The organism is Salibacter halophilus, assembly GCF_008806325.1.
Taxonomy (GTDB): domain Bacteria; phylum Bacteroidota; class Bacteroidia; order Flavobacteriales_G; family Salibacteraceae; genus Salibacter; species Salibacter halophilus.
The window spans coordinates 89,156-114,895 of sequence record NZ_WACR01000004.1; the positions used below are offsets into that span (position 1 = coordinate 89,156).

The window sequence follows — 25,740 nt, forward strand, 5'->3', positions numbered from 1 at the left end:
GATTCTTCTTGTCGTTAGAATTGTTGATATGGTTCGGGTGGCCGGTTCGTTTTTGCGAGCCGGCCTTTTTTGTAAGCTGAAAAATCAGGCAATAAAAAACCCCGCACAGTATGCGGGGTTCTGACCGTAAAAATTACGGAATATATTAATGTCTTTTCTCTTTAATTCTTGCCGCTTTCCCTTGTCTCTCACGGAGGTAGAAAATACGTGCTCTACGTACTGAACCTTTTTTCTTAACTTCAATGCTTTGAATAGCAGTAGAGCCTAATGGGAAAATACGCTCAATTCCTACACCACTTGAAACTTTGCGAATAGTGAATGTTCCAGTAGCTCCTTTACCTTTTGTTTGGATAATTGTTCCCTGAAAACTCTGTGGACGTTGTTTTTCACCCTCGCGGATCATGTAAGTTACATTTACCGTATCACCGGCTGAAAATTCAGGATATTCAGGTGTTCCGTTTACTTCGTGTGTTATTTCTTGAATTCTTTGGTCCATGACGAAAATGCTTATAAGGTGTATTTTCCTCTCAAAATTGAGCGTGCAATATTATGAAATATTTTGCGAACGACCTACTATTTTGCGTTTTTCTCGCTATTATTTTCAATTTCTCTTTCCAGTAAATCGGGTCTGCGAAGCCTTGTTTTTTCAAGTGCCCGATCGTGTCGCCATTCCTCGATTTTCTTGAAATTGCCTGACAATAAAACATCTGGAACTTTCCATCCTCTGAACTCTGCCGGGCGCGTGTAAACGGGAGGAGCAAGTAAATCATCCTGGAAGGAATCGGTCAGAGCCGAGGTCTCGTCATTCAGCACACCGGGAATGAGCCTGATCACCGCATCGCAAAAAACGGTTGCAGCCAGTTCACCGCCAGAGATCACAAAGTCACCAATCGAAACTTCACGGGTTACGTAATGTTCCCTGATGCGCTCATCAATTCCTTTATAATGGCCACAAATGATGATGATGTTCTCCTTTTGCGAGTAAAAATTCGCCATCCGCTGGTCAAATCGTTCGCCATCAGGAGTCATGTAAATGATCTCGTCATAATCGCGTTCATTTTTCAACTCATCGAGCAAAAGTGCGAGCGGCTCTACCTGCATAACCATTCCGGCACCACCACCAAACTGGTAATCGTCCACTTTTTTGTGCTTGTCCCGGCTGTAATCGCGCGGATTGTGGAAATGCAATTCGGCATGGCCGGCTTCCAGCGCGCGTTTCATGATGGAGTCAGCAAACGGACTCTCCATGAGTTGCGGTAATATGGTGACAATATCAATGCGCATGGCGCAAAGGTACGCAGATTGATCGTTTATCGGATCACCATTTTTTTCGTGACAGATCGGTCTTCGTTCGTAAACCTGAAAAAATACATTCCGCTTCCCAGTTGCGATACATCGAGCTGTTGGTTTTGCGTAACGGTCAGATCCCTCACCAGCTTTCCTGTCGCGTTGATGATTTGCAGGTTTCCGCTCGTGTAAGGCATAGCGATCGTGACAAACTCCGATGCCGGATTGGGGTAGAACTGCACATCCGGTTCTGAACGTGAAAACTCAGGAACTGAACTGGGATCAAATCGATTCATGTTAATGCGTAGGAATTCGGTTTTTGAAATACCGCCACCACTTATTTTGAGTCTGAGGAAAATATCGGGGCGATTTCCTTTTCCAACCTGAATGTCGCCACCGGTAATTCTGCCGCCCGGTATCCCGATACGAATCAATCGGCCGTGATATTTCAAATCCTCAGAGATCCAATGAAGACCGGCCCGGCCAGAGTCATTTCTCGTGTTCGGACTCAAAAACACGTAAAACGAATCGTATTTGATCATGTCGTGAATGGCGATGTCCTTCATCGGGTCGTTGAAGAGGCTGTCTAAATTGCGCCAAGTTTGGTTGGTGGTGTCCACAACATCTGCGATGTATCGGTTAACCGGACCTGCAGTGTTGTAAATTTTTCCGTTAAACAAACTGACATCTTTGAATATTCTCATCGATGAGTAACCAATAAAATCATCAGAACCATTGACTTCTTTCAATACAGGTATAGCTGGTTTCTTTTGGACGAAATTTGAGTCGAAGCTGTAAACCAGATCTTCGTTAATCGGATCATTTCCACACTGGCAATTTCCCGAGATGTTGACGTGAATATCAGTCGTATCAAATGTAAGTATTGCTTCACAACCGAGTTCAATTTCGGCTTGTTTGTTACCGTTGAAGTCTGATAAAATGAGGTGGTTTTCATCGTAACAGTCTCCATCTGAATATGATTTTCCGAAAAGTATCAAAGTGTCTCGATGAATAATTGGGCGATAAAGAGCTTTAATATCTTCACTTTTAGGAGTTTCGATATTTTCGGTATTCTGTAAAACTCCGTTTCCATTGTACATTTTCAAAGCAATTTGCCTGCAATCAGCACACTCATTTTGATCGGGTACGCTCGATGTTGTGATGAACAGGGTGCGTTTTACCGAATACAAATAGCCGTCAACATCATTATCGAGAAAGAAGATGTTTTGATTGATAATCCTACCGGAAGGGTCTACCGAGTCAATCCTTATCTCATCTTGATAAGCTCTCCTGGAAACGATAAGCGAGTTGTCGGCATAAGCTTTTAAAATGCGCGGATTGAAATAATCGATTCGGTAGCGAATGCTTTGTGCATGAATTGTGGCGCTGACGATAGAGAAGAGCAGCACAACCCAAATTAGGTTTTTTGAATTCATAGTTACAGTGTTGTTTGTTCGGTTTGGTTTGTAAAGTTACAAAGTTTTGTCAAACTTTGAGAGACTGTAATTAACGGTTAAGTATTTGACTGCTAGTGCTGTGATTCGCTATCTCGCTATTTTTCTTTTAAACCGGCAAATACGATTCAATTCCATCAGAAATAAAGTTTATAGAACCATCTATCAGCCACAAAACAAACCTGATATAGTATAAGGTGTTTTTTGGTTTTGGGGAAAAGTTGGGTAGTTTTGGAGGGCATGTATTCGTTGGGATACATGCAATTAAAGCCAAACGAACATTTGGTTTTTGCCAACGCTAGACAGGAAATGAAAGAATGAAATCTTAAATTCAATTTCTGAATTGACATGAGTAAAGAGCTAGCCATTTCGCAAAAGCAAATCGAAAGCCGCATATTCTCTATTCGGGGCAATCAGGTAATGATTGATCGTGACTTGGCCGAGATGTATCAGGTAGAAACCCGTGTACTGAATCAAGCTGTAAAGAGAAATTTAAATCGCTTTCCTGAAAAATTTAGATTTCAATTAACAGAAGAAGAATTCGCTGATTTGGAGTCTCAAATTTCTGCCTCAAATTCAAGATCACAAATTGTGACCTCAAAAAATGAAGATCAAAACTTGAAATCACAAACTGTGACCTCAAGTGAACACGGTGGTAGGCGTTACTTACCCTATGCATTTACCGAACAAGGAGTAGCGATGCTCTCAGCTGTATTGCGGTCAGATATAGCCGTACAGGTAAGTATACAAATTATGGATGCCTTTGTAGAAATGCGGAAGTTTATTGCCAATAATAGCGGACTGCTCCAACGAATGGAAGGCATTGAACGCAAGCAGATTGAAACTGACCAAAAGTTTGAACAAGTGTTTAAAGCCCTCGAAAACAAAGACAACATCCCTACCCAGGGGGTGTTTTTTGACGGACAAATATTTGATGCCTATGAATTGGCGTCTAAAATTATCCGTTCAGCGACATCAAGTATTGTGTTGATCGATAACTATGTAAATGATACTACTTTGACGCATTTGAGCAAGAAGGCCAAAGGCGTACAGGTACATTTGCTCACAAAATCCATTTCTAAACAGCTTAAATTAGATGTGCAAAAAGCCAATGAACAGTACGGCAATTTTGAAGCAAAACCGTTTACCCAAAGCCACGACCGCTTTTTGATCATTGACGACAAAGAAGTATTTCATTTAGGAGCTTCCTTGAAAGATCTAGGGAAGAAGTGGTTTGCATTTTCGAAGATGCGAGCCAATTCAGTAGAAAATATTATGAACTCAATTTCGGAATTGATCTGAAGGAAGGTTGGACAGAAAAGATTTGGGAAGAAGTACTTGAAATCCGAAGCGGACGCAACCCCAACAATTGTTAAATCCCCCTGAAATAAACATTTAGATTTATGAGGAGTTACACTAATTACTAAGTTCGCACAGCTAAAACTGAATTAATGCACAACCTTTCAAATCCGTATTCATTTCGTGAATTGCGATTGCGTTATCTATTGATCATTGCGATACCGTTCTTGATCGCGTTGATTCAGGGTTGTTCAAAAGAAGTTTCTACTGACCCGCTCAACCTCAAACCTCCCGAGACCTTTTCTGATTCCGGATCTGACCAACAACCCGATAAGTGGTGGAAGAGTTTTGACGATGAAGAGCTCGACCAAATGATTACTTACGCGCTCGATTCAAACTACACGTTAGAGTCTGCCTGGCAACGCGTAATAGCTGCGCGAGCTGTTGTGAAAAGACAGCGATCTAATTTGTTTCCCGAGCTGAGCGGAAACATCAGAAGCGCCATCAGCCGACCTACTCCCGATTTCGTTGGTGGTGAGAATATCCAGTTTGGAATGCAGGCCGGTTATGAAATCGACCTGTGGGGAAGAATAAGAGCCGCTACCGATGCCGAGCGTTACCGCACGCAAGCTTCGATTTACGATTACCGCACAACAGCTATTTCCGTCACAGCCGATATTGCCGCTACACGCATGCAATTGATCGCTGCGAACAATCAACTCGAACTCATCCGCTCGCAGGTTGAGACAAATGAAAACATTCTCAAGTTGATCAGATCGCGAATTGGGACAGGCGAAATTACAGCAGTGGATGTGTTGCGGCAGGAGCAACTCATCGAATCTACCCGTCAGCAGCTCTACAACTGGCAAACGAACGTTGGACTTTTAGAACACCAAATGGCGTTACTTTTGGGTAAATCGCCCCACGAAAAACTGGATGCTGAATTCAGCTCGTTCCCCAAAATGCCCGATTTACCACAAACTGGAGTTCCGGCCGATCTCATCAACAGGCGCCCCGATGTGCAGGCTTCATTTGCCCGGCTCAAAGCCTCAGACCGCGAACTCGCAGCAGCTATTTCCAGCCAGTACCCCAGGCTGACACTGAACACAAACCTCGCATTCAGAACCAACAACTTCAGTAATTTACTAGATAGCTGGGCTTATTCGCTCGCGGGAAATTTACTGGCTCCCCTCTTTTACGGTGGCCGATTGCGAGCCGAGGTAGACCGCACAACAGCGGTTAAGGAGCAACAACTTTACGAATACGGGCAAGTTGTGCTGGGCGCTTTTCGCGATGTTGAAGACGCCATTGTACAGGAAAACAACCAGCGCGAAACAGTGGAATCCATCGAGAAGCAGGTTGAACTGGCTGAGAATGTGAGCAAGCAACTCAGAGCCCGCTACTTCAACGGAATGACGAACTACCTCGATGTGCTCACGGCTCTGAATGAAGTGCAACAACTCAAGCGCGATTTAATTGTGGCCAAACGTGATTTGCTCCTCACGCGAATTTCGCTCTACCGCGCTTTAGCCGGCAGTTTTGAAACGAATCGCCAGTTGGATGATTAAAAAAGTTAAACGATGAACAGAAAGAAAACACTCCTCATATCGCTGCTCATTTTGGTTGGTGCCATCGTGGTGACAACCGCCATTTTTTGGTCAGAACCCACGGCAGAAAAGACAGGGGCGAGCAAGGAAACGGCTATGTTGGTAAATGTGCGAAAAGTGCACAAAGGAACATTCGCTCCTGTTTTTAAAGCAACCGGAATTGTGCGACCAGCTGAGGATGTGGTGATTAGTCCGCGGGTGAGTGGAGAGATCATCGATCGCAGCAAAAACTTTATTCCCGGAGCTATCGTGGAAAAGGGCGAAGAACTCGTTCAAATCGATCCGGCTGATTTTCAAAACGCTCTCGCCATGCGGCAAAGCGATTTGATGGATGCACAATCGCAGTACAGCCTGGAAAAAGGCCGACAGGATGTTGCTCAACAGGATTACGATTTACTGGGCGATTCACTGACCGGACTCAGCAAAGAACTCGCCCTGCGAAAACCCCAACTCAAGGCTGCCGAATCGGCATTGAAAGCTGCTGAAGCATCAGTTCAGCAAGCGAGACTCAACTTACAACGCACATCAGTAAAAGCTCCGTTCAAAGCGCAAATCATCAGGCGTGAGGTCAATCGCGGTTCACAGGTTGCTGTGGGTGAAGATATGGGCTGGCTCGTGGGAGTTGACGAATATTGGGTGATCGCGACAATTCCGCTCGCAAAAGTGAAATGGCTCGCTTTTCCCGAGTCGGAATCAGATAAAGGCGCACACGCTAAAATCATCGATACAAAATCGTGGTCTGATTCGCTTTTCAGAACCGGATACGTGAGTAAATTCATCGGCTCGCTCGACAATCGCACGCGGATGGCCCGCGTCATTGTGACTGTTCCCGATCCGCTCGCGCTCGGCTCTGACCGAAAAGAGAAACCCAAAATGGTGGTGAATTCATTTGTGGAAACGCATCTTCATGCTGATTCTATTCGCGATGTTTTTCGCATCGATCGCGATTTGGTGCGCAAAGACAATACGATTTGGCTCATGCGAGACAGGCGTTTGGTGATCAATAAAGTGGATATTGAGCTGGAGGATGCGAATTACATTTACGTAAAAGGCGGATTGAAAGAAGGCGATGATGTTGTGACGACTAACCTGGCCACTGTTGCTCAAGGCGCTGCATTGCGTGTTGAAGGAGAAACCGAAAAATCGGGAGGGCAGGAGTAGATGGAAGGTAACGACAAAGATTACGGCAAGGGCCCAATTGCTTACATGGCGAAGAATTCGATCATCGCCAATTTGTTGATGATCTTGTTGTTGGCTGGCGGAATTTGGAGCATGTACAGCATCCAAAAAGAAGTTTATCCGCAGTTTCAGCTCGATATTGTGGAAGTATCGGTTACTTATCCCGGAGCTTCGCCCGCTGAGGTGGAGCAGGGGATTTTGTTGCCTGTGGAAGAAGCGGTTCGCGGAATCCAGGGAATCAAGGAAGTTGTTTCCAGGGCTGAGGAAGGCTCGGGAAATGTGAGCATTGAGTTGGTTGCCGGGACAAAACGCGTGACGGCTTTCCAGGAGATCGATCAGGCGGTGGCGCGCATCAGGACGTTTCCCGATGAAATTGAACAGCCCGAGGTGCGCCTGCAATCGAGGCAGCGATCGGTGATAGAAGTTGGGCTCTACGGAGATGAGGATATTTGGACTTTGCGCGTTTTGGCTGAGCGCCTGCGCGATCAATTGTTGAATACGAAAAATATCACTCAGGTTGAGATTGGGAATGTGCCGGAGTTTGTGACGCATGTCGAAATTCCGCGCTACCGGTTGAGAGAGTATAACCTGACTCTCGGTCAGATCGCGAATGTCATCCGCCAGTCGAGTGAGGATATTCCGGCCGGAGCGGTTGAAACAGGCAAAGGTGAGATTCTACTCCGCATGAAAGAGCGGAAACAATGGGCGAAAGAGTACGCTCAAATCGAAATCCTGATAGGAAGTGCCGGAGCAGCAGTTAAGCTGGGTGATATCGCTAAAATAACTGACGGCTTTGAGGAAACGGGTTTCCACGGACAATTCAACCAGCGAAATACGGTGGATCTGACCATTTACCGCATAGGCGATCAATCACCTCTCGACATTGCCGAAACGGTGCAGGAAACGATGACGAGTTTTGAGAATACGCTGCCGCCATCAGTAGATTGGCGAATAGACAGCAACACGGCTCAGGACTACGAAGACCGACTCACGCTACTCACTGAAAATGGTGTTTTGGCCATCGTGATCGTGCTGTTGATTCTCACGCTTTTCCTTGAATACCGACTCGCATTTTGGGTGATGTTGGGAATGTTGATCTCGTTCGTTGGCGGAATTTTCTTTTTACCTACAATCGGAATCAGCATCAATATGATCTCGATGTTCGGGTTTTTACTCGTGCTGGGGATTGTCGTGGATGATGCCGTTGTGGTGGGGGAAAATGTTTACGAATATCGCCAGCAGGGAATGAGTTCTATCAAAGCGGCTATCAAAGGAACGCGCGATATCTCAACTCCGGTTGTGTTCAGTATTCTGACCAACGTTATTGCCTTTATTCCGCTACTTTTTATTCCGGGCGAAACGGGTAAATTCTGGTGGCCGTTGCCCGCTGTTGTGATTGTGGTTTTGTTGCTCTCACTCTTTGAGGCGCTTTTCATTTTGCCCGCTCACCTCGGACATGCAAAACGCAAAAAATCAAATAAGCTCGTACAAAAACTGGAAGTTGTGCAATCTGCATTTGCCAATCAGTTTGAGATATTCATTTCCAAATACTACCATCCTTTTTTGAACAAATGCCTGAAATTTCGCTACATCACGCTCAGTATTGCGATTTCGGTTTTGTTGATCGTTGGTGGCTACGGCTACAGCGATCACATGGGGATTGTCCTCATGCCCCAGGTAGCAGCCGATGAGATTGAAGCCGGAGTCAGGCTGCCGGTGAGCACCACACCGGAGCAATCTGCAAAAGTGGCTCACGAGATCACGGAATCCACGCAGCGGATGTTTGAGGAACACAATCTGTACGAGGTTGCTGATGGCGTAAAGACCAATGTTCGGAACCAGAATTTCATCGATGTGGAGATCGTGATGAAAGAACCCGATGAGCGAGACATGAGTGCCCAGGAGGTGATTGAATTGTGGCGCGATGAAATTGGAGATATTGAAGGTGTGGATCAAATCAGTTTTGAAGCAGAGCGTGGTCCGGGAGGTTACAAGCAGGACATCAGTGTTGACCTCGTCCACAATGATATTGATGTGTTGGAAAATGCCAGCAAGGACTTCATGAGCGCCATGAAGCAGTATGAAAACACCCGTGATATCAACGACAATTACGACAAAGGAAAAACTCAATTTGACATCAAACTACTGCCTGAAGGCCGACAATTGGGCCTCACACCATCAAATGTAGGCGATCAGGTCCGCAACGCTTTTTACGGAGCACTCGCCATGCGTCAACTACGCGGAAATAATGAAGTGGAAGTCCGCGTGAAATTGCCGCACGAAGAGCGCAAAGATATGCGCAATTTTGAAAACTTCGTGGTCAGAACCCCAGACAGCACAGAGGTGCCACTCCTCGATGTAGCTGAAGTTACCGAGCGCGAAGCGTTTACTTCGATCAACAGGCGCAACGGCAGACGCGTGGTGACAGTCGGGATGGATGCTCAGCCTGCCAGTGCAGTGTCTCAGATTCTGGAATCGTTGAACACAAAAGAACTCCCGGCTCTGAGAGCGAAATATCCCGGACTCGGCTGGAGTTTTGAAGGGGGGCAGTCTGACATGCGCGAATCAACCGAATCGCTCTACAGCGGTTTTATCCTGGCAATGCTCGTGATTTACGCCTTGCTCGCCATCGCGTTTAAGAATTACACTCAACCACTGATTGTGCTTTTCGCCATTCCGTTCGGAATTGTGGGAGCTGTGATAGGGCATATTTTACTGGGCTACGATCTCTCGCTCGTGAGTTTGATGGGCGTTATTGCACTTTCAGGAGTTGTGGTGAATGATTCGCTGATCATGGTCGATTACGCGAACCACCAACGCGGGAAGATGTCTGTCTTCGAAGCGATCAACGAAGCCGGTACCCGCAGGTTCAGACCGATAATGATCACAACACTCACAACTTTTGGCGGATTGGCTCCTATCATTTTAGAAACATCAGATCAGGCCAATAATCTTATACCAATGGCCATTTCCCTCGGATTCGGAATCGTTTTCGCGACTTCCATCATCCTGGTGATTGTCCCTTGCCTATATATGATTTTGGAAGATGTTTTGGGGTTGGTGAAGGGGGGAGAGGATGATAATTAGAGGTTGTCATTTCTTATTTTTAAATCTTCTCCAAAGCTCATTAAAGTTTATTCCTATTCCATGAATGTTGGGCTTGAATTCAAATATGTCTTTTTGATTTTCTTGTTTTTGATTATTATTGACATCTGAAGAAATGTACTCTAAACATTCAGAGTAATGACGAGTTTCATGAATTATTGCTTGAGGATTATTCTCTTTGTCATAAACCCCTTCTGAACATGCTTTACCTTTAAAGTAACCTATTGCATTCATGCCATCAAATAAGTTAACCTCTGGGCATACGTCATGAAACCAGCCATAATCATTTCCTAATCTCCCACCTGGTGCCTCACCTTGTATTTCAATTGATTTTATTTCAAAATCTTCTGGAACCTCTCCTTCATTCTTTAGCATGAGAGCATAGTTGTTATGTCGATCAATTTCAATGTACCTACTAAAAAAATAAATGGTCCAAGCTCGTCTGCAACAATACTGCAAAATAGGACATCTTTTAGGTAAGTTTAGTTCTTGACCAATATTGTAGTATTCTTCTTTTTCCATTTTTGTCCTGTGTTAAGAAATTCTACTATTCCTATAGCTAGTGATCTTATCAGTCTGTTATTTATTACTTTAATAAGCTCAATATAATTAAAGTTACTTTTATTTAGAATGATAGCTTAGTGTAGTTTGTTATTCTGCAGGTGTTTCTTTTTTGTGATAGAAATCCCATTTGATACCAAAAGGAGGGTTAGATTTATTGATTTCACCGATCTTAAACTCTTCTTTAATATATTTTTCTAGAGCTTCTTCAAAAAGCTTTTCACCTATTTTGCCACTAGCATTTTCTTTTGGTATTGCTTCTATTGCATGTCTTAGATTAGCTGAAGAGTTTAGTTTCTTTTCATCTTGTAAAGCTAATTTATCCTTATCTGATTTTTTTGAAAGAGTGATGACTTCAAAATGATTGTTTTTGTCAAACTGGTACTTTTTAATCCAGGTGTGAACACGTTCTTTGATTTTGTCATCGTACACTATTAAACAACCATATGTCTTTTCATCAAGCTTTTCTATAGCGTACAATATTCTGAGTAAATCCAGTTCTACTTTTTGCGCTTTTGCTCCTTTCAAATCAATACATGATTTGGCCATTCCTAGAATGTGGATGTAGTCGTTTTTAGGTGTCGTCATCCTACAAATATAAATTTAGCAATTTATCCATGAAATGACATCGCCATTCTACAACCCCAATTGATTATATCGTGAATCCAGCGTGTTCTGATAAGCCTTCTTCAATCCGGAGTCGAGAAAAGAGGCGTTAATCCATTCAATCGCTTTTGTTTTGTTTTTTTGCATTCGATTGAAAACACCTTTGATTTGTTTGTCTGTTAGTTCGAGGTTTTTACCTAATACCTCAAAGTGCGAACGCCTTAGCTTCTTTTTCTTTCCGCTCAATGTGAGTGCGAGTTCTTCTGTGTCTTCTGGCAGAATTATGGCGACATTTAAAAGATCATAAGCCGGGGAGAGAACCCAACCTGACGGACTCTCTATCATTGAGAAGTTTTTCAGGTGCATATCGTTATTCCCTGTGAGAAAGGAAAAAAGAGCAATCTCAAAGTAAAAGACTTTATCGAGTAAGGTATTAGATGAATAAGCATCGAGTGCTTTTCCAACTTTTTCCATCGATCCTTTGTATTTGTCGAAAGCTTCAGTAATCTGGAACATGTCGAGCATGTGTGTTTTTTCACCTTTATCTGTACGGTCAATACGTTTTGTAATGTATGACAACTCTCCCGATGCTAATCGAATCAAGGTTGATGGGACAACTCTTATTCCAAAGGCCTCAGCAATGCGCATCGTTACATGTTCGTTTTGTGGCATTTGAGGGAATGTTCCTGAAGGCGGCTTGAAAATATATTGGCCGTCAAGGGCGCCCACTACTGTTAGTCTCGGTTCTGACTGTGAATTGTTTTTTTGAAAAAGGGACATCGACAATTTGGGCTGTACACCGGGGACAGTTATTTTTCTTTGTACCACCTTTTTTGCTAACTCACTCATTTGATCGAGCGAATAGTCAATTTCTGGAGCTTTTGTTGAACCAAAGAACTCTATGGCACATTTTTCGTGAAAGTCTGCACCCTGTTCAACAGTTCTGTAACAGTACAAACATTTATTCTTCATCGTGTGTAGGTTTTGGTTTAACGCTCACAGCTCCAATACAGTTTTCACAGCAAGCCAGGAGTAAGCCCATGCGGTCATTTTGATTGATCTTCCAGTTTTTAGATGCTATATCCAATAGCCAACCTTCAGGAATCAATCCTTCGAAAAAAGGAAATAGGCGTTTTTCTCTATAAGGCTTTTTTCTGACAGGCATTGTGAAGGTGATGAAACTATCAGGGTGATTTTCAATATACTGTTCATCGTACTGAAAAACATACTCTCCATCATTTGTCTCCGTTATTACTCCGGCAAAATGATCTTTGTAAAATACATCTCCCTGTCTCATTTTTCAACTTCTTTTTGATTTACAGGAGCTAATGTGTGGCCAAACATGTTCAGAACCAAGTTTACTTTATCCATATTGAGGTTTGTTTTGCCCTGTTCAATTTTTCTAATCACTGTAAGGGCAACACCTGCACGTTCAGCAAACTCTTCCTGCGTTAGGTCAACTTCTTTTCTTCGTTCTTTGACAAATTCGGAGAGGCTTTTCATTATATGCTTTTAAATATAATTATTGCCAAATTTAACGAATTATATGTAAATAGATATAATTTCTTCGGTTTTCAGCTGTTTATATGCTTTTACATATAGTTAAGTTTTCGCATTGAAAACGATTTGTAGGATGGCGATGCATCGCCATCCTACAAATCGTGATTATTTTAAAACCAAAAACTAACTCCAACAGAATTTCCGCTGAATTGAACGTGTTCTAGCACCTTTCCGATTGAGTTTCCGTGATTGCGGAGAGTGAAATACATCACACCATCAAAAAGCAAAAGGAAACCACCCTGGAGGAGAAGTGAATTGCCGTAACCTGTGAATCTGTCATAGCGGTTACTGCGTTTTGCGCGTTCTTTGAGGTAGAATCCGGCAGTAATATAAGCTACGTCCAGCCCTGCATTGAAGAGCAACAAGTGTTCGATGTTTTGTTGCGCTTCTAATGATCCTCTTAATGTTGTGGGCAAGTCGTCCTGGAACAACAAACTACTGGCTGAAAGTCCCAAATTCACTGTGTTCCACATCATATTCATTTGATGGAAATACCTGGCTTCACCTGATGAAGTCCCGTAACCGATTCCGCCAGTAACCATATTGGCAACGGCCCAGCCACCGAGCACATACATGCCGGTTGTCACAATATGTTGACGTTTTTGGTTGAATGTCTCGAGTTCCGTTTGGTTCTGACTGTAACCGAAAACAGATATTGAAATGAAAATCAGGAGTGTAAAGAGTTGTTTGCGCATATCGTTTAAACCGCTGTGCAAGCTCATTGTTTACAAACTTCGCAAGATGTCGCAAGTGCGCACGATCTCCTCGTGACTGTGGTTGAGGTGCGTCACCATTCTGATTTTGCTACCCATTGGAGAAGCCTTAATTCCGTACTTTTCCATTTCGGTCAGAACCGCATTCAGTGGCTTATCATCCGTTGGTTCAAAAAGGACGATGTTCGTCTGTGGCTTCTCAACTGATTTACAGATGGCAGATTCTTTTACTGCCTCGTATATCTTGATCGCATTTTCACGATCTTCACGCAAACGGTCAATGTTGTTTTTGAGGGCGTACAATCCGCCAGCGGCAATGATTCCGGCCTGTCGCATTCCGCCACCCATTACTTTTCTAATTCTGCGAGCTCTTGTAATGAACTGGTCAGATCCTAACAGCAGCGAGCCAACTGGCGCTCCGAGACCTTTTGACAAACAGATTGAAATGCTGTTAAAGAGCTTGCCGTAATCGGCAGGAGTTTCACCGACTGCTTCCAGAGCATTGAAAAGTCTGGCACCATCTAGATGAAGCGGGATGTTGTGGATCTGACCGACACGCGTGATCGGTTTAACTTCATCGGTTGACCAAACAGTGCCACCGGCTTTGTTTACCGTGTTTTCTACACTGATTAGAGCCGTTGGAGCTGCGTGAATATCAGTATTCGATTGAATCCTGGCTTCTACATCAACGGCTTTGAATTTGCCGTCATTTGAAGAAATCGGCCTAACCTGGCAGCCCGAGTTAAAAGCAACTCCGCCACCTTCGTAGTTGTAGATGTGTGCCCATTCGTGACAAATGACTTCTTTGCCCGGGGTAGTGTGAGCCTTGATCGCAATTTGATTGGTCATTGTACCCGATGGACAAAACAGCGCATTTTCCATCCCAAAAAGATCGGCCGCATACTGTTCCAGTTCTTTGATTGTAGGATCTTCTCCGTAGACATCATCTCCAACAGGGGCCTTACTCATCGCCTCAATCATTTGTGGAGTTGGTTGTGTAACGGTATCGCTTCGGTAATCGATCATTTTGGGGTCGTTCATCATTATGAAGTTTTATACAACTGCAATGCAGGAGATTTCTACGTTTACGCCTTTTGGTAGTCCGGCAACTTCAACGGTTTCACGTGCCGGTTGGTTGCGTTGAAAATACTTGCCGTACACTTCATTTATTCTGCCAAAGTTGTTCATGTCTGAAATGAAAATGCTGCATTTGACTACATTCTCCAATTTGGCTCCGGCTGCCAGTAGAACCTGCTTCAGGTTTTCGAGTACGCGCTCGGTTTCCTGTTCCAGCGTATCTGTTTCGAGTTCATTGGTCTCGGCATTGATGGCGATTTGACCACTTACATAAATGGTGTCACCAGCTCGTGTTGCCTGGCTGTAAGGCCCGATTGGAGAAGGGGCGTGATCGGTATGAATGAATTGATGATTCATAATTCTCGTTTTAGTGCTTCTATAATTTTAGGAAATTTATCCTGAACGGACTTCATTTCAGGTTCAATTTTGTCGAGATCGTTTTCTTTGGCGGCAAGCTCAATTGCTCTTAGGTCTTCCCAGCAATGAATTCCCATTGATCTGAAATTTCCTTTCAGTTGATGTGATACAAATCTCACACCTTCAATATCCTCATTGCTGTAGTGACTGCTCAGCTTTTCAACTAGTTTTGGTGCTTCATCTATAAAGATGTTGATCATGTGATTGGTAAAATCTGGATCTCCCCCTGTTTGCTTTTTTAATAGTTGAATGTCATATAAATCATTGCTCATTTTTGTTGGACTTCCCCGTTTTGAATCATTCTATATATTGTTGATTTCCCCACATCTAGTTTTTTGGCTACCTGCAAAACATTGTTTTCGTATTTTTCCATGAAAGTCTCAATGATACGAGCCTGGTATTCTTTGAGAGTCATTTCTTTCATGAGGATATCCTGCATGTTGTTTGATGAATTGAATGAAATATCGCTTTCTTCAATCATTTCATCATTTGCCATTACACAGGCGAGTTCAATGACAGCTTTGAGCTCGCGTACGTTCCCCGGAAATGGAAACTTCAAGAGCTTGTTTTTTGCTTTTGAACTCAGTTTTTTGATCGGAATTTCATTCTCTTTACAGTATTCTTTTACAAAGAAATCAGCAATGAGGAGAATGTCGTTTCCGCGTTCCCTTAGCGGTGGTAGGTGGATTGGCAAACCGAGTAATCTGTAGTAGAGATCTTCTCGGAATGTTCCTTTCTTCACTTCATCGGCCAGGTTGCGATGAGTGGCTACGATTATTCGAACATCGAGCGGAATGGTTTTATTACTGCCAATTCTTGTCAATTCACGTTCCTGTAATACACGCAAAAGTTTAGCCTGTAAATTGGGATCCATTTCACCAATTTCATCGAGGAAAATAGTTCCGCCAGTAGCTTCCTCAAATTTTCCAATTCTGCGCTGCTGAGCACCGGTAAAAGCACCCTTTTCGTGACCAAAGAGTTCGCTCTCGATCAGATCCTTTGGAATAGCCGTAATATTTACCGGAACAAAAGGCTTTTTCTTTCTCTTGGAGTTGTAGTGAATCGCTTTGGCAACGAGTTCTTTACCAGTTCCGGTTTCTCCGGTTACCGAAACTGTGATTTTACTTTCACAGGCTTTTTCAATAAGGCTAAAAACCTTTTTGATAGCTGTGCTATTTCCTACTATAGCTTTAGAAAAATCATATTTTTTGCTGATCTCTTTTTTGAGTTCTGAAATTTCCTCTTTCAGCTCAACATTTTTCCTGATGTGATTTAGAACAGCAAAGAGTCTTTCACGGGTGTCGTTGTTTTTCACGACATAGTCGTAAGCTCCCTGTTTGAGAATTTCAACGGCTGTTTCAATATCTTCCTGTCCTGATACAACCAGAACCTGAATATTGGAGTCGAAATCCTTGATGTGCCTCATGACTTTGTCACCATCCATATCGGGTAGTGAATAATCGAGCGTTACTACATCAGGGCGTTCATGAAGCTTTTTGATGAAATCTTTACCGTTTTTGAATGAGTGGACTTCGTTGTCTTCATTGAGTTCTAAATTGTACGTCAAAAAATTATTGTACCATTCATCATCTTCGACAACAAATATTTTAAGCGGTTTTGAATTTTCCATATTTAGGTTTGCGCTATTAACAACAAAAATAATTCTCAAATTGGGAAAAGCAAATCAAAGTAGGAGTTATTGACAAATTATGCACATTTGCGGACATGAATAAAAGTATTTCGGTCATCGATAATTACGACAGTTTTACTTACAACCTGGTTCATTTGCTGGAGCCTTTGGTTGATGAGGTTGTAGTGATGCGGAATGACGAAATCGACTGGTCGGTTCTGACCAAAAGCACTGCGATTGTCTTGAGTCCGGGTCCGGAATTACCTCAAACTGCCGGAAAAATGATGGAAGTAATTGATCGGTTTATCAATGAAAAGCCGTTTTTGGGAGTTTGCCTGGGGATGCAGGGAATTGTGAATCATTTTAATGGTGAGCTTTTCAATATGGCGAGTGTGCAGCACGGTAGGCCGGTTGAAGTTGAGCATCAGGGAAATTCTCTTTTTAGCGATATTCAGAACCCGACATTAGTTGGGTTGTACCATTCCTGGGCGGCAGATTTATCTTCTTTGCCTGAGGAATTGAAAGCGATTGCAAACTGGGGGGAAGTTGCAATGGCGATCGAACATAAAAGTCTGCCTGTTTATGGTGTGCAGTTTCATCCCGAGTCGATTTTGAGCAGCCACGGAACACAAATTGTAAAAAATTGGCTCCGTTTGATTGAAAAATGATTGGGACTTACTCCTATATTTGCCAAAGAATGCAACCCAGAATTTTACTCAATAGCAAAGTACTCGACATCACAATCAAGCGATTGGCTCGCCAGTTGATTGAAAATCACGGTGATTTTGAAAATACAGTACTCATTGGTTTGCAGCCGCGCGGAATTCAGTTAGCTGATAGGTTGCACGCTGAACTCAAAAGAGTCCTTTCAGGAGCTAAAATCGATCTGGGTTATCTCGATGTGTCGTTTTATCGCGATGATTTTAGAAGACGCGATGAACCGATTACCGTTAGCGAAACAACAATCGATTTTGAAATAGAAAACAAGAAGGTCATCATGATCGATGATGTTCTTTACACTGGTCGCACGATCAGATCCGGTATGGATGCTCTCATGGATTTTGGCCGACCCAAAAAGGTTGAGTTCCTGGTTTTGATCGATAGAAGATTTAGCCGACAGCTTCCCATCCAGGCCGACTATGTTGGTAGAACAGTTGACTCGGTTGTCTCTGAGCGTGTTGATGTGAATCTCGATAATGAAGGACATGTTGTTCTAAAAACAATTGATGATGAGTAATTTGAGTGTTGATCATCTTTTAGGAATTAAAGGACTTAGTAGGGAAGATATCGAGTTGATATTCACTACTGCTGATAATTTCAAAGATGTCATCAACAGGCCGATCAAAAAAGTTCCTTCACTACGCGACATCACAATTGCCAATCTCTTTTTTGAAAACTCAACGCGCACAAAGCTCTCTTTTGAACTCGCTGAAAAGCGACTTTCAGCTGATGTGGTGAATTTTTCTGCATCGGGTTCTTCATTGAAGAAAGGAGAAACGCTCATCGATACGGTGAATAACATTCTCGCGATGAAGGTTGACATGGTAGTTATGCGCCACCCAAATCCTGGCGCGGCTGTGTTCCTGAGCAGAAATGTGAACTCCAGAATTGTCAACGCTGGTGACGGTGCTCACGAGCATCCCACGCAAGCTCTTCTCGACACGTATTCCATTCGTGAGAAATATGGTGATGTGGAAGGAAAGAAAGTTGTGATTGTGGGTGATATCGTTCATTCACGCGTAGCACTTTCCAACATATTCGCGCTTCAAAAACTGGGAGCTACAGTGAAAGTATGCGGACCTCAAACACTCATTCCAAAATACATCGAGGATTTGGGAGTTGAAGTCGAGCTCGATTTACGCAAAGCACTTGAGTGGTGTGATATTGCCAATATGTTGCGCATCCAACTCGAACGACAGGATATTAAATATTTCCCATCAATCCGTGAGTATACCATGACTTATGGTGTTGATGCAGAGTTGTTGAATAGTCTTTCAAAAGAGGTCACCATCATGCATCCGGGTCCGATTAATAGAGGAGTGGAAATCACTTCTGATGTGGCAGACAGCGATCACGCGATTATTCTCAACCAGGTTGAAAACGGAGTGGCTATTCGCATGGCAGTTCTCTATTTGCTGGCTGAAAAAATTGCCCGATAAATTAATTTCATTCAGGTATGATGTACGAAACAGGTGACAAGCACACACAGTATTTTCTCAATTGGTCAGATCGCGGAGCTGATGTAAAAGCCTGCGCGGAACACTGGAGCCAGAATGTGGAAAACGTATTGCTGGTTCTGACCGAAAACAAAGAACCTCAAGATGAGTTCTTAAAAGCTATTGAGAGTTGGAAGTCAAAAGCTGAGGATAAAAAGAAAAGTTTTGTAATTTCGGGGGATGTGAAATTTTGTAAATCGTATTTCGCTGACATTGAATGTGCTCCAACAGTATCAGAAGCGCAGGATATTATTTTTATGGAAGAAGTTGAACGCGAAATTGACAACATGTAAATCAAACACTATGAAAAGAATTTTTACGCTTTTACTTACATTTTTTATGATGGGTGCTCTCAACTCAGCTTTTGCGCAATGCTCGCCTGAAAGTAATGAGTTAGACAATAGTAGCGATTTGGTGTATCCCAATCCTGACGACACTGCGGTAACAATGATTGAAGGACAATACACTGAGTTTGTGATTTCATTTCGAGTGCCTCAAAATTTTTCAGGACAGGTTGATTCTGTTGTGAATATCCCACCCGGCCTCGGTTATGACTGTAATCCTCCTTCTTGCACGTTTTCTAGCGGAGATCACTGTATCATGATTAGCGGGACACCGTCTGAGTCTGGCGTTTTCTCAACTACAGCTTATATTACAGCGAGCTTGTTTACTTTAGATTCAAACCTCGATGCGAGTTACGATGTTGAGGTTCAGCAAGCAAGTGGTATTAGTTCAATAGATGATAGCCATCTTTCATTTTCAATTTATCCAAATCCCGTAAAAGCAAATCCAAGTTTTGCTTTTAGAACTGATCAGCCTCGTACCGGAACTGTTTCTATGTATGACATTACCGGGACATTAGTTGACCAGTTTAATGTTCAGCTCGAAACGGGAAATAACCAATTCCTCTATGATATTTCAGATTATTCACCGGGGCATTATTTTGGGACGTTCAAGTCAGCTGATAAAACGAGACACATCAAAATGATTGTTGTCAAGTAATGGGTTTTGAGCTAAAGATTTTAGGAGCAAATAGCGCTATTCCCACCGCAACTCGAAACACGACTTCCCAGTTAATCTCGATCAATCAATCACATTATTTGATCGATTGTGGAGAGGGAACTCAAATTCAGATGCGCAAGTATCGCGTGAAAATGCAGCGCATTAAAACCATTTTTATCAGCCACCTTCACGGAGATCATTTTTTTGGGTTGATCGGTTTGTTGAATACAATGCATTTGCTGGGCAGGCAAAACGAGTTGTCGATTTTTTGTCCGCCTGGTTTAAGAGAAATCATCAACCTTCAATTGAAAGTTGCTGACAGCCGACTCAATTTTGAGATTAAGTTTGAAGAGTTGGAATTCAATAATGGTCAGAACCATATTTACTCCGATAACATAGCCGATGTTTATACCATTCCGCTCGATCACAGGATTCCATGTAATGGATTTCTTTTCGTTGAAAAGCCAAAAAACAGAAGGATAAAAAAGGAGTTGATTGACAAGCTGAAAATTCCCATTGAACAGTTACCAAAGATTAAAGAAGGGGCAGATTTTCATCGCGAAGATGGCAGAGTGTTTCAAAATGAAGAAATCACATTACCTCCCCGAAAAAGTTATTCGTATGCTTTTTGTTCTGATACTCGCTATAATGATAGAATAGTTCCCTTTATTGAGAATGTTGATTTACTGTATCACGAAGCCACTTTTACTGAGGCATTTAGAGAGCGAGCACAACAAACTTATCATTCAACAGCTCGTGATGCCGCAACGATAGCTGAAAAGGCAAAAGTTGGCAAGCTCATCATCGGTCACTATTCTGCTCGATATAAAAATTTCGATCAACATCTTGAGGAAGCTCGTGAAGTCTTTGCCAATACTGAGTTAGCACTGGATGGTCACACTTTTTCCTCCCGTGATTTGTGAAAAACTTATCAGTATTAAGTCCATTATTAGCTTGCCGCTGTTTCACTATTGCGTTACCTTTGTCTTTATTAAGATTAAGTCTAAATAATGGAGCCTGTAAAAATTGTCATAGCTGATTCGAATGAACTCATAAGAGAAGGATTGAAGTCCGTTTTTGCTCAGGAAGACAGTGTAGAGGTAGTGGGTGAAGTTGATAATGGATCAGCGCTCGTCAAATTATTTTCTGAATGGAAACCCGATGTTGTATTGATCGATTACATGGCTACTTCATTCAGAACCGAAGACATCAAGGCAATCCACAACATATATCCTGATAAGAAGTTCGTAGCTATTACAGAGTTCGCTAAGAAAAATCTCATTCAACGAGCTTTAGAGGCCGGAATTTCTGGACATGTTTTAAAATCATGCAGTAAATCTGAGATAGTTGACAGCATCAAAGAAACCCATCTCGGCAAACAGTTTTTTTGCGGTAAAATATTGAATGAACTGGATGATCAGGAAATAAAAACGGGCCAACTCTCTTGCGATCCTATAAGTTTGAGTTCACGTGAGATTGAAATCATCAGGGAAATAGCACAGGGAAAAACCAATAAGCAAATCGCTGAGGAATTACACCTGAGCGCGCACACCGTAATGACACATCGCAAAAACATCATGAACAAACTTGGGATAAACAATACAGCAGGTATTGTGATTTATGCAGTTAGGGAGAACCTCATTTCTCCAAACCGCTATCTTTTTAATTCGTGAACAATTTTGTGAGTATTGTCATTGTATAAGCTTGAAAAGCACTATAATTTCGTCATCCGATTCTGATAAAAAAGATAACAAGATTTATACATGGAAAAAATAGGACTCTTTTACGGATCTGACACTGGCTGCACAGAGGCCGTGGCTGAAATGATACAGGAGCAAATAGGTGAAGACATTATCGAGCTTCTCGATGCTTACGATATTGAACCTGAAGATTTTGATAAATACGATAAAATCATCATTGGCCTTTCAACATGGCATGATGGTCAGCTCGTTAGTGCCTGGGATGATTTTTACGAAGATTTCAAGGAAGTTGATTTTACCGGAAAAACCGTAGCTATTTTCGGTTTGGGAGACCAGTATGGTTACAGCACATATTTCATTGATGGAGTTGGTATATTAGGTGATGTCGTATTGAAAAATGGCGGAAAGCTAATCGGTTACTGGCCAACAGATGGTTTTGAACACGATGAGTCAAAAGCTGAGACTGAAGACGGTGAGTATTTCATGGGACTGGCACTCGATGAAGATAACCAGGACGAAATGACAGAAGAGCGAGTAACAAAGTGGGTTGAACAAATCAAGAAAGAATTCCCGATTGATAGTTAATCGCTAAAGCAGGGACAAAAAATAAGAAGGCCATATCATAAAATGAAATGGCCTTTTTTGATAATAGCCAGTATGATTTCTCTTTGTAAATTGCTCTTTTTTGTTTTTGACACAAGACATAATCTGAATGATTACCATACTAACTTAAAAAAATAAAATATGCTGAAGGAGGTTAATAAAAAGTATGTAAAGCTTAAAAGAGCACTGACTAGAAGAAGATCTCCCAAATACTTAGCTTCTTTTAAAAGTACCAGTTCTACATTAAATGGAATAGTTGCATACAATAAGCATGGTGGTTACTTCACACCATTGTCTTCTCAAAAAAGACCAGCTGTACAAAAAGTCTTAAAAGGCAAAGTTCATGAGCCAGAAACGGTGAATTTTATTAGAGCTCACTGTGGTAAAGGAGATATAATACATGCTGGAACTTTTTTTGGCGATTTTTTACCACCGCTTTCCCATGCTTTATCTGATGAAGCAAAAGTATGGGCTTTTGAACCTAATAGTGAAAACTATAGATGTGCTCACATTACTCTATTGATTAATGATTTAAGTAATGTAAAACTTTACAATTGTGGATTAGGTGATGAAAGCTCAACTTCTAATATGTTAATTGAATCTGAAAATGGAGCTACATTGGGAGGAGGCAGTAGAATTATAAACGAAGAAAAAGATGGAAAGACAATTGAAGTAAATGTCAAGAGAGTAGATGACGTTGTTGGAAAAGATAGAATTGTAACAATTCTTCAATTAGATGTTGAAGGCTATGAGAAACAAGCATTAACCGGTGCTTTAAATATAATTAATCGTTGCAAGCCGATTTTGATTCTTGAGGATAATAAAGGAGTTATTGGTACGAACTGGTTTAAAGAAAACATTTCTTCTATCGGATATGAAATAAAGGGTAAGCTACATCAAAATACTGTCCTTGGTATTCCAACGATCCATGATTTTAGCTTTTAGTGGATACAGCATTTTTTCTGTTCTAATTAAAAAAATAAAAAAACCGGAGAGGGCGACTCCGGTTCAATGCTTTTATAAGTTAATGACGATTTAGGTAAGGCTTGAGGTGTTGTGAAAAAGTTGATTAACTGCCGCAACCAACGCAGTCAAAATGTGAATCCTCAGGTTTTACACCGTTGAGTTTCATTTCTAGATTATGGATTTTATCACGGATTTCCATGTCTTTCATCATGTCTCCGCTGAGCTTGTCTCTGAGCTCAAGAATCTCTTTTTTAAGTTGTTCCTCCATAGCAGTATGTATTTATAAAATTTCTAATTCAGTGGTTCTAAACTACGAGGAAAACAGACTGAATCGACAGGTTTAAATCTGTAGTTTTTCACATCGCCTTATTGAAAACACTATCTTAGTGCGCTGTTGTTGTTAATTCATTACTTAAAGTTTTCTTAATCATGCCGAAACAAATCAGAACATCGTTAATAACTTTCATTTTGGTGGTTTTCGTACTAAACGTGAAACCACAGGTGTTGGATTCATACCAGAAACTTGAAAGTCTTTCAAGCTCAGCACTTTCTAATACAGCAAGTGTACTAGGTCTCAATGTAGCTTTACCATATTCAGTTGACATATACAAGATAAATTATTTCACAACTGATGAAAACGGCAATAATGAAATAGCCAGTGGAATGGTTGTAATACCAACCGACTCTTGCGCGGGCTATCCAATGGGGTTGTATGCACATGGAACAGTTTTAAAAAGAGATGATGTCCCCAGTCGAAACAATGGAGAAGGAACAATAGGGAAGCTTTTTGCAGGTGCAGGCTATGTAATGGTTTTACCCGATTACCTGGGAATGGGAGACAATCCCGGTTTTCATCCCTATATTCATGCTGAGACACAAGCAACGGCCTCTATCGATGCTATGCGGGCTGCCCGGGAACTGTGTTCTGATGTTAATACAAATCTCGATGGCGATGTCTTCATCACTGGTTATTCGCAAGGTGGTCACGCAGCAATGGCAACTCATCAATATATTCAGGAAAATGCTTTGCAGAATGAGTTTCATGTAAGAGCCGCTGCACCGGCATCTGGTCCTTATGATATGAGCGGTATTCAAGCTGGCGGAATTGTATCAGGAGCGCCTTATAGTAATCCTGGCTATGTGGTTTATTTGATAAAAGGGTATCAACAAGCTTACGGTAATCTATACAACAACTCCATTGCTGAACTACTTCGCTCGCCTTATAACACAACGGTTCCACCTCTGCTAGATGGTACGCACACTTTAACCGAATTGAACAATGCTTTACCTAGCAGAATTGATTCCTTCATGAAGGCGAGTTTTCTAAATGATATTCGGTCAACTTATCAGTCTAAAAATCATCCATTGTGGCAGGATCTGATCGATAATGATGTTTACAACTGGGTTCCTGATAGTGCAACCAGAATGTATTATTGCACCGGAGATGAGCAGGTAGAATACCAAAACTCGATCAAGGCAGATTCATTCATGAACGCAATGGGGGCACAGGATGTAGCAGCTATCAATCGCGGTCCGTCAAATCACGGAGGCTGCGTTGTTCCATCGCTTTACAGTGTCATTACATTTTTTGACTCCATTTCAACTCCCTGTAATGCTGTTGATACAACAACAACATTCGCTCAGTTTCGGTCAGAGCCTGAATTGCGGGTTTACCCAAATCCTGCTCGTTCGGTTCTGAATGTGGAGATCGCAGAGCCTGCAACACTCACACTGTATGAGTTGAGTGGGAGAGAAGTGATGTCGAGAAAAATCAGTGGTACAAAAAAACTCCCAGTTCACTTTTTGGATCCAGGAGTGTATCTTTTGAAAGTTGAGAGTAACGGTACTACTCAACTCAAGCGAATCTTGATTTCGCGTTAGTCTTTAGGTACGTGAAAACTGAGAACCGGGCGAGATGAGTGGTTTACCACGGTTTCAGTAATGTTGTCATTGAGGAACTTTTTAAGTCCGCTAAAGCCATGTGTGATTAAAGCAATTACATCGGCATCAACATGATCTGCGAAGTTGACGATTCCATCATCGATGTTGAAATCATTGAAAATAGTGAATTTAACATCGTGCATGCTGTTATTATCGAGCACTTTCCTGATTCGTTTTTCTGAATCAACAGTCTGCTCAAAGTACGATGGAGTATTGATGTATACAACTTCGAGTGAGGCTTCTAAGAAGTTTGCAAAAGCGCGTACTTTCGGAATTTCTTTGTTGATTTCCTCTTCCACAAAATCTGAAGCAAAAACAATGCGCTTGACATCAAACGAGTCATTTTCTTCAACCGGCTTGATGGTCAGAACCGGAACTTTAGACGAACGCACAACCTTTTGCGCGTTTGACCCGATGAAAGCTTCTTCAAAACCACTTGCACCGTGAGTGCCCATTATTACGAAATCTATATCGAATTTCTCTACAACTTCTTGCACATCATCGTGCATTCTACCTGATTTGAGGTGTCCTTCAATCTGGATGCCCGCTTTTTCTGCTTCTTGTTTGAGTTCTAAAAGATCTTTCTCTGCCTGTTTTTTGTGCTCTTTCATCGCTTCGAGCATCAACTCAGGTTCAAATCCCGGTACTGATGGATCTCCGGCATTTGTCATACTCATGCTCACGTAGCGGTGAACATTGTCGAGTGAGTTCATTACATGAAGTGTGAGATTGTGCTTTTTGCAAAGCTTAAAAGCCGCTTTTTTAGCATAATCTGCAGCATCAGAAAAATCGGTTGGGAAAAGTACATTCTTCATTG

The 25,740-nt window shown here is 42.1% G+C and carries 29 protein-coding genes; 14 read left to right on the forward strand and 15 right to left on the reverse strand.

Going from position 1 to position 25,740, the window contains the following annotated elements:
• Positions 1 to 145: 145 nt before the first annotated feature.
• The 3 genes from rplS to F3059_RS05240 all read right to left on the reverse strand — a co-directional run bounded on the left by rplS (position 146) and on the right by F3059_RS05240 (position 2,723).
• Positions 146 to 496: a 50S ribosomal protein L19 gene (gene rplS, locus F3059_RS05230; protein WP_151167079.1), complete on the reverse strand. Its 351-nt coding sequence runs from the start codon at positions 494 to 496 to the stop codon at positions 146 to 148.
• Between the two features lie 77 nt (positions 497 to 573).
• On the reverse strand, positions 574 to 1,284 hold the full coding sequence (gene trmD, locus F3059_RS05235; RefSeq protein ID WP_151167080.1) for a tRNA (guanosine(37)-N1)-methyltransferase TrmD: 711 nt from the start codon (positions 1,282 to 1,284) through the stop codon (positions 574 to 576).
• Between the two features lie 26 nt (positions 1,285 to 1,310).
• A complete protein-coding gene (locus F3059_RS05240) occupies positions 1,311 to 2,723 on the reverse strand; it encodes a T9SS type A sorting domain-containing protein (protein WP_151167081.1) in 1,413 nt (470 codons plus the stop codon).
• A gap of 366 nt (positions 2,724 to 3,089) precedes the next feature.
• Here F3059_RS05240 and F3059_RS05245 point away from each other — a divergent pair, with 366 nt between their 5' ends.
• The 4 genes from F3059_RS05245 to F3059_RS05260 all read left to right on the forward strand — a co-directional run bounded on the left by F3059_RS05245 (position 3,090) and on the right by F3059_RS05260 (position 9,913).
• Positions 3,090 to 4,043, forward strand: coding sequence for an ORF6N domain-containing protein (locus F3059_RS05245; RefSeq protein WP_151167082.1), 954 nt, complete (start codon positions 3,090 to 3,092; stop codon positions 4,041 to 4,043).
• A 149-nt stretch (positions 4,044 to 4,192) separates the two neighbouring features.
• Complete coding sequence (locus F3059_RS05250; protein WP_151167083.1) at positions 4,193 to 5,608, forward strand: TolC family protein; 1,416 nt, start codon at positions 4,193 to 4,195, stop codon at positions 5,606 to 5,608.
• Between the two features lie 12 nt (positions 5,609 to 5,620).
• Positions 5,621 to 6,808, forward strand: coding sequence for an efflux RND transporter periplasmic adaptor subunit (locus F3059_RS05255; RefSeq protein ID WP_151167084.1), 1,188 nt, complete (start codon positions 5,621 to 5,623; stop codon positions 6,806 to 6,808).
• A 45-nt stretch (positions 6,809 to 6,853) separates the two neighbouring features.
• Positions 6,854 to 9,913, forward strand: coding sequence for an efflux RND transporter permease subunit (locus F3059_RS05260; protein WP_223274546.1), 3,060 nt, complete (start codon positions 6,854 to 6,856; stop codon positions 9,911 to 9,913).
• A 6-nt stretch (positions 9,914 to 9,919) separates the two neighbouring features.
• Here the strand turns inward: F3059_RS05260 and F3059_RS05265 are convergent, their stop codons facing one another.
• The 10 genes from F3059_RS05265 to F3059_RS05310 form a co-directional block, all read right to left on the reverse strand.
• Positions 9,920 to 10,453: a hypothetical protein gene (locus tag F3059_RS05265; RefSeq protein WP_151167086.1), complete on the reverse strand. Its 534-nt coding sequence runs from the start codon at positions 10,451 to 10,453 to the stop codon at positions 9,920 to 9,922.
• Between the two features lie 129 nt (positions 10,454 to 10,582).
• Positions 10,583 to 11,080 carry a hypothetical protein gene (locus F3059_RS05270; protein WP_151167087.1) on the reverse strand — a complete coding sequence of 166 codons (498 nt, stop codon included), beginning with the start codon at positions 11,078 to 11,080 and terminating at the stop codon, positions 10,583 to 10,585.
• A 48-nt stretch (positions 11,081 to 11,128) separates the two neighbouring features.
• On the reverse strand, positions 11,129 to 12,070 hold the full coding sequence (locus F3059_RS05275) for a HipA domain-containing protein (protein ID WP_151167088.1): 942 nt from the start codon (positions 12,068 to 12,070) through the stop codon (positions 11,129 to 11,131).
• Complete coding sequence (locus F3059_RS05280) at positions 12,060 to 12,395, reverse strand: HipA N-terminal domain-containing protein (RefSeq protein ID WP_151167089.1); 336 nt, start codon at positions 12,393 to 12,395, stop codon at positions 12,060 to 12,062. Before F3059_RS05280 ends, F3059_RS05275 begins: the two co-directional genes overlap by 11 nt.
• Positions 12,392 to 12,601 (reverse strand): helix-turn-helix domain-containing protein, encoded by a 210-nt coding sequence (locus F3059_RS05285; protein WP_151167090.1) that lies wholly within the window; start codon positions 12,599 to 12,601, stop codon positions 12,392 to 12,394. Before F3059_RS05285 ends, F3059_RS05280 begins: the two co-directional genes overlap by 4 nt.
• A gap of 167 nt (positions 12,602 to 12,768) precedes the next feature.
• Positions 12,769 to 13,353 (reverse strand): DUF6992 family protein, encoded by a 585-nt coding sequence (locus tag F3059_RS05290; protein WP_170265051.1) that lies wholly within the window; start codon positions 13,351 to 13,353, stop codon positions 12,769 to 12,771.
• A gap of 30 nt (positions 13,354 to 13,383) precedes the next feature.
• Positions 13,384 to 14,415 (reverse strand): threonine aldolase family protein, encoded by a 1,032-nt coding sequence (locus F3059_RS05295; protein WP_223274547.1) that lies wholly within the window; start codon positions 14,413 to 14,415, stop codon positions 13,384 to 13,386.
• Positions 14,416 to 14,424: 9 nt separating this feature from the next.
• Complete coding sequence (locus tag F3059_RS05300) at positions 14,425 to 14,805, reverse strand: RidA family protein (RefSeq protein ID WP_151167092.1); 381 nt, start codon at positions 14,803 to 14,805, stop codon at positions 14,425 to 14,427.
• Positions 14,802 to 15,137, reverse strand: coding sequence for an Hpt domain-containing protein (locus tag F3059_RS05305; RefSeq protein ID WP_151167093.1), 336 nt, complete (start codon positions 15,135 to 15,137; stop codon positions 14,802 to 14,804). Before F3059_RS05305 ends, F3059_RS05300 begins: the two co-directional genes overlap by 4 nt.
• Positions 15,134 to 16,495 carry a sigma-54-dependent transcriptional regulator gene (locus F3059_RS05310; RefSeq protein WP_151167094.1) on the reverse strand — a complete coding sequence of 454 codons (1,362 nt, stop codon included), beginning with the start codon at positions 16,493 to 16,495 and terminating at the stop codon, positions 15,134 to 15,136. The genes F3059_RS05305 and F3059_RS05310 overlap by 4 nt, the downstream gene beginning before the upstream one ends.
• Positions 16,496 to 16,590: 95 nt before the next feature.
• Between F3059_RS05310 and F3059_RS05315 the strand changes: the two genes are divergently transcribed.
• The 9 genes from F3059_RS05315 (at position 16,591) to F3059_RS05355 (ending at position 22,961) form a co-directional block, all read left to right on the forward strand.
• Positions 16,591 to 17,163, forward strand: a complete 573-nt coding sequence (locus F3059_RS05315; protein ID WP_151167095.1) for an anthranilate synthase component II — start codon at positions 16,591 to 16,593, stop codon at positions 17,161 to 17,163.
• A gap of 29 nt (positions 17,164 to 17,192) precedes the next feature.
• The gene (pyrR, locus tag F3059_RS05320) at positions 17,193 to 17,732 is read left to right on the forward strand and encodes a bifunctional pyr operon transcriptional regulator/uracil phosphoribosyltransferase PyrR (RefSeq protein WP_151167096.1); all 540 of its coding nucleotides are present in this window, start codon (positions 17,193 to 17,195) and stop codon (positions 17,730 to 17,732) included.
• Positions 17,725 to 18,654 carry an aspartate carbamoyltransferase catalytic subunit gene (locus tag F3059_RS05325; protein ID WP_151167097.1) on the forward strand — a complete coding sequence of 310 codons (930 nt, stop codon included), beginning with the start codon at positions 17,725 to 17,727 and terminating at the stop codon, positions 18,652 to 18,654. Before pyrR ends, F3059_RS05325 begins: the two co-directional genes overlap by 8 nt.
• Positions 18,655 to 18,671: 17 nt before the next feature.
• Positions 18,672 to 19,004: a hypothetical protein gene (locus F3059_RS05330; protein ID WP_151167098.1), complete on the forward strand. Its 333-nt coding sequence runs from the start codon at positions 18,672 to 18,674 to the stop codon at positions 19,002 to 19,004.
• A gap of 10 nt (positions 19,005 to 19,014) precedes the next feature.
• Positions 19,015 to 19,713: a T9SS type A sorting domain-containing protein gene (locus F3059_RS05335; RefSeq protein ID WP_151167099.1), complete on the forward strand. Its 699-nt coding sequence runs from the start codon at positions 19,015 to 19,017 to the stop codon at positions 19,711 to 19,713.
• Positions 19,713 to 20,636 (forward strand): ribonuclease Z, encoded by a 924-nt coding sequence (locus F3059_RS05340; protein WP_151167100.1) that lies wholly within the window; start codon positions 19,713 to 19,715, stop codon positions 20,634 to 20,636. Before F3059_RS05335 ends, F3059_RS05340 begins: the two co-directional genes overlap by 1 nt.
• 87 nt (positions 20,637 to 20,723) lie before the next feature.
• Positions 20,724 to 21,386: a response regulator transcription factor gene (locus F3059_RS05345; protein WP_151167101.1), complete on the forward strand. Its 663-nt coding sequence runs from the start codon at positions 20,724 to 20,726 to the stop codon at positions 21,384 to 21,386.
• A gap of 90 nt (positions 21,387 to 21,476) precedes the next feature.
• Positions 21,477 to 21,998 (forward strand): flavodoxin, encoded by a 522-nt coding sequence (locus F3059_RS05350; protein ID WP_151167102.1) that lies wholly within the window; start codon positions 21,477 to 21,479, stop codon positions 21,996 to 21,998.
• A 159-nt stretch (positions 21,999 to 22,157) separates the two neighbouring features.
• Complete coding sequence (locus F3059_RS05355) at positions 22,158 to 22,961, forward strand: FkbM family methyltransferase (RefSeq protein WP_151167103.1); 804 nt, start codon at positions 22,158 to 22,160, stop codon at positions 22,959 to 22,961.
• 124 nt (positions 22,962 to 23,085) lie between these two features.
• Here F3059_RS05355 and F3059_RS13655 read toward each other — a convergent pair whose 3' ends face one another.
• Positions 23,086 to 23,250: a hypothetical protein gene (locus F3059_RS13655; RefSeq protein WP_170265053.1), complete on the reverse strand. Its 165-nt coding sequence runs from the start codon at positions 23,248 to 23,250 to the stop codon at positions 23,086 to 23,088.
• Between the two features lie 161 nt (positions 23,251 to 23,411).
• On the opposite strand from F3059_RS13655, the gene F3059_RS05360 reads away from it, so the two are divergent.
• Complete coding sequence (locus tag F3059_RS05360) at positions 23,412 to 24,863, forward strand: T9SS type A sorting domain-containing protein (RefSeq protein ID WP_151167104.1); 1,452 nt, start codon at positions 23,412 to 23,414, stop codon at positions 24,861 to 24,863.
• Here F3059_RS05360 and F3059_RS05365 read toward each other — a convergent pair.
• Positions 24,860 to 25,738: a universal stress protein gene (locus F3059_RS05365; RefSeq protein ID WP_170265055.1), complete on the reverse strand. Its 879-nt coding sequence runs from the start codon at positions 25,736 to 25,738 to the stop codon at positions 24,860 to 24,862. The genes F3059_RS05360 and F3059_RS05365 overlap by 4 nt on opposite strands.
• Positions 25,739 to 25,740 lie beyond the last annotated feature (2 nt).

What these genes read in the sequence shown, in the direction of transcription:
- rplS (WP_151167079.1), bottom strand. Translation starts at nt 496, where the DNA reads ATGGACCAAAGAATTCAAGAAATAACACACGAAGTAAACGGAACACCT.
- trmD (WP_151167080.1), bottom strand. Translation starts at nt 1,284, where the DNA reads ATGCGCATTGATATTGTCACCATATTACCGCAACTCATGGAGAGTCCG.
- F3059_RS05240 (WP_151167081.1), bottom strand. Translation starts at nt 2,723, where the DNA reads ATGAATTCAAAAAACCTAATTTGGGTTGTGCTGCTCTTCTCTATCGTC.
- F3059_RS05245 (WP_151167082.1), top strand. Translation starts at nt 3,090, where the DNA reads ATGAGTAAAGAGCTAGCCATTTCGCAAAAGCAAATCGAAAGCCGCATA.
- F3059_RS05250 (WP_151167083.1), top strand. Translation starts at nt 4,193, where the DNA reads ATGCACAACCTTTCAAATCCGTATTCATTTCGTGAATTGCGATTGCGT.
- F3059_RS05255 (WP_151167084.1), top strand. Translation starts at nt 5,621, where the DNA reads ATGAACAGAAAGAAAACACTCCTCATATCGCTGCTCATTTTGGTTGGT.
- F3059_RS05260 (WP_223274546.1), top strand. Translation starts at nt 6,854, where the DNA reads ATGGCGAAGAATTCGATCATCGCCAATTTGTTGATGATCTTGTTGTTG.
- F3059_RS05265 (WP_151167086.1), bottom strand. Translation starts at nt 10,453, where the DNA reads ATGGAAAAAGAAGAATACTACAATATTGGTCAAGAACTAAACTTACCT.
- F3059_RS05270 (WP_151167087.1), bottom strand. Translation starts at nt 11,080, where the DNA reads ATGACGACACCTAAAAACGACTACATCCACATTCTAGGAATGGCCAAA.
- F3059_RS05275 (WP_151167088.1), bottom strand. Translation starts at nt 12,070, where the DNA reads ATGAAGAATAAATGTTTGTACTGTTACAGAACTGTTGAACAGGGTGCA.
- F3059_RS05280 (WP_151167089.1), bottom strand. Translation starts at nt 12,395, where the DNA reads ATGAGACAGGGAGATGTATTTTACAAAGATCATTTTGCCGGAGTAATA.
- F3059_RS05285 (WP_151167090.1), bottom strand. Translation starts at nt 12,601, where the DNA reads ATGAAAAGCCTCTCCGAATTTGTCAAAGAACGAAGAAAAGAAGTTGAC.
- F3059_RS05290 (WP_170265051.1), bottom strand. Translation starts at nt 13,353, where the DNA reads ATGCGCAAACAACTCTTTACACTCCTGATTTTCATTTCAATATCTGTT.
- F3059_RS05295 (WP_223274547.1), bottom strand. Translation starts at nt 14,415, where the DNA reads ATGATGAACGACCCCAAAATGATCGATTACCGAAGCGATACCGTTACA.
- F3059_RS05300 (WP_151167092.1), bottom strand. Translation starts at nt 14,805, where the DNA reads ATGAATCATCAATTCATTCATACCGATCACGCCCCTTCTCCAATCGGG.
- F3059_RS05305 (WP_151167093.1), bottom strand. Translation starts at nt 15,137, where the DNA reads ATGAGCAATGATTTATATGACATTCAACTATTAAAAAAGCAAACAGGG.
- F3059_RS05310 (WP_151167094.1), bottom strand. Translation starts at nt 16,495, where the DNA reads ATGGAAAATTCAAAACCGCTTAAAATATTTGTTGTCGAAGATGATGAA.
- F3059_RS05315 (WP_151167095.1), top strand. Translation starts at nt 16,591, where the DNA reads ATGAATAAAAGTATTTCGGTCATCGATAATTACGACAGTTTTACTTAC.
- pyrR (WP_151167096.1), top strand. Translation starts at nt 17,193, where the DNA reads ATGCAACCCAGAATTTTACTCAATAGCAAAGTACTCGACATCACAATC.
- F3059_RS05325 (WP_151167097.1), top strand. Translation starts at nt 17,725, where the DNA reads ATGAGTAATTTGAGTGTTGATCATCTTTTAGGAATTAAAGGACTTAGT.
- F3059_RS05330 (WP_151167098.1), top strand. Translation starts at nt 18,672, where the DNA reads ATGATGTACGAAACAGGTGACAAGCACACACAGTATTTTCTCAATTGG.
- F3059_RS05335 (WP_151167099.1), top strand. Translation starts at nt 19,015, where the DNA reads ATGAAAAGAATTTTTACGCTTTTACTTACATTTTTTATGATGGGTGCT.
- F3059_RS05340 (WP_151167100.1), top strand. Translation starts at nt 19,713, where the DNA reads ATGGGTTTTGAGCTAAAGATTTTAGGAGCAAATAGCGCTATTCCCACC.
- F3059_RS05345 (WP_151167101.1), top strand. Translation starts at nt 20,724, where the DNA reads ATGGAGCCTGTAAAAATTGTCATAGCTGATTCGAATGAACTCATAAGA.
- F3059_RS05350 (WP_151167102.1), top strand. Translation starts at nt 21,477, where the DNA reads ATGGAAAAAATAGGACTCTTTTACGGATCTGACACTGGCTGCACAGAG.
- F3059_RS05355 (WP_151167103.1), top strand. Translation starts at nt 22,158, where the DNA reads ATGCTGAAGGAGGTTAATAAAAAGTATGTAAAGCTTAAAAGAGCACTG.
- F3059_RS13655 (WP_170265053.1), bottom strand. Translation starts at nt 23,250, where the DNA reads ATGGAGGAACAACTTAAAAAAGAGATTCTTGAGCTCAGAGACAAGCTC.
- F3059_RS05360 (WP_151167104.1), top strand. Translation starts at nt 23,412, where the DNA reads ATGCCGAAACAAATCAGAACATCGTTAATAACTTTCATTTTGGTGGTT.
- F3059_RS05365 (WP_170265055.1), bottom strand. Translation starts at nt 25,738, where the DNA reads ATGAAGAATGTACTTTTCCCAACCGATTTTTCTGATGCTGCAGATTAT.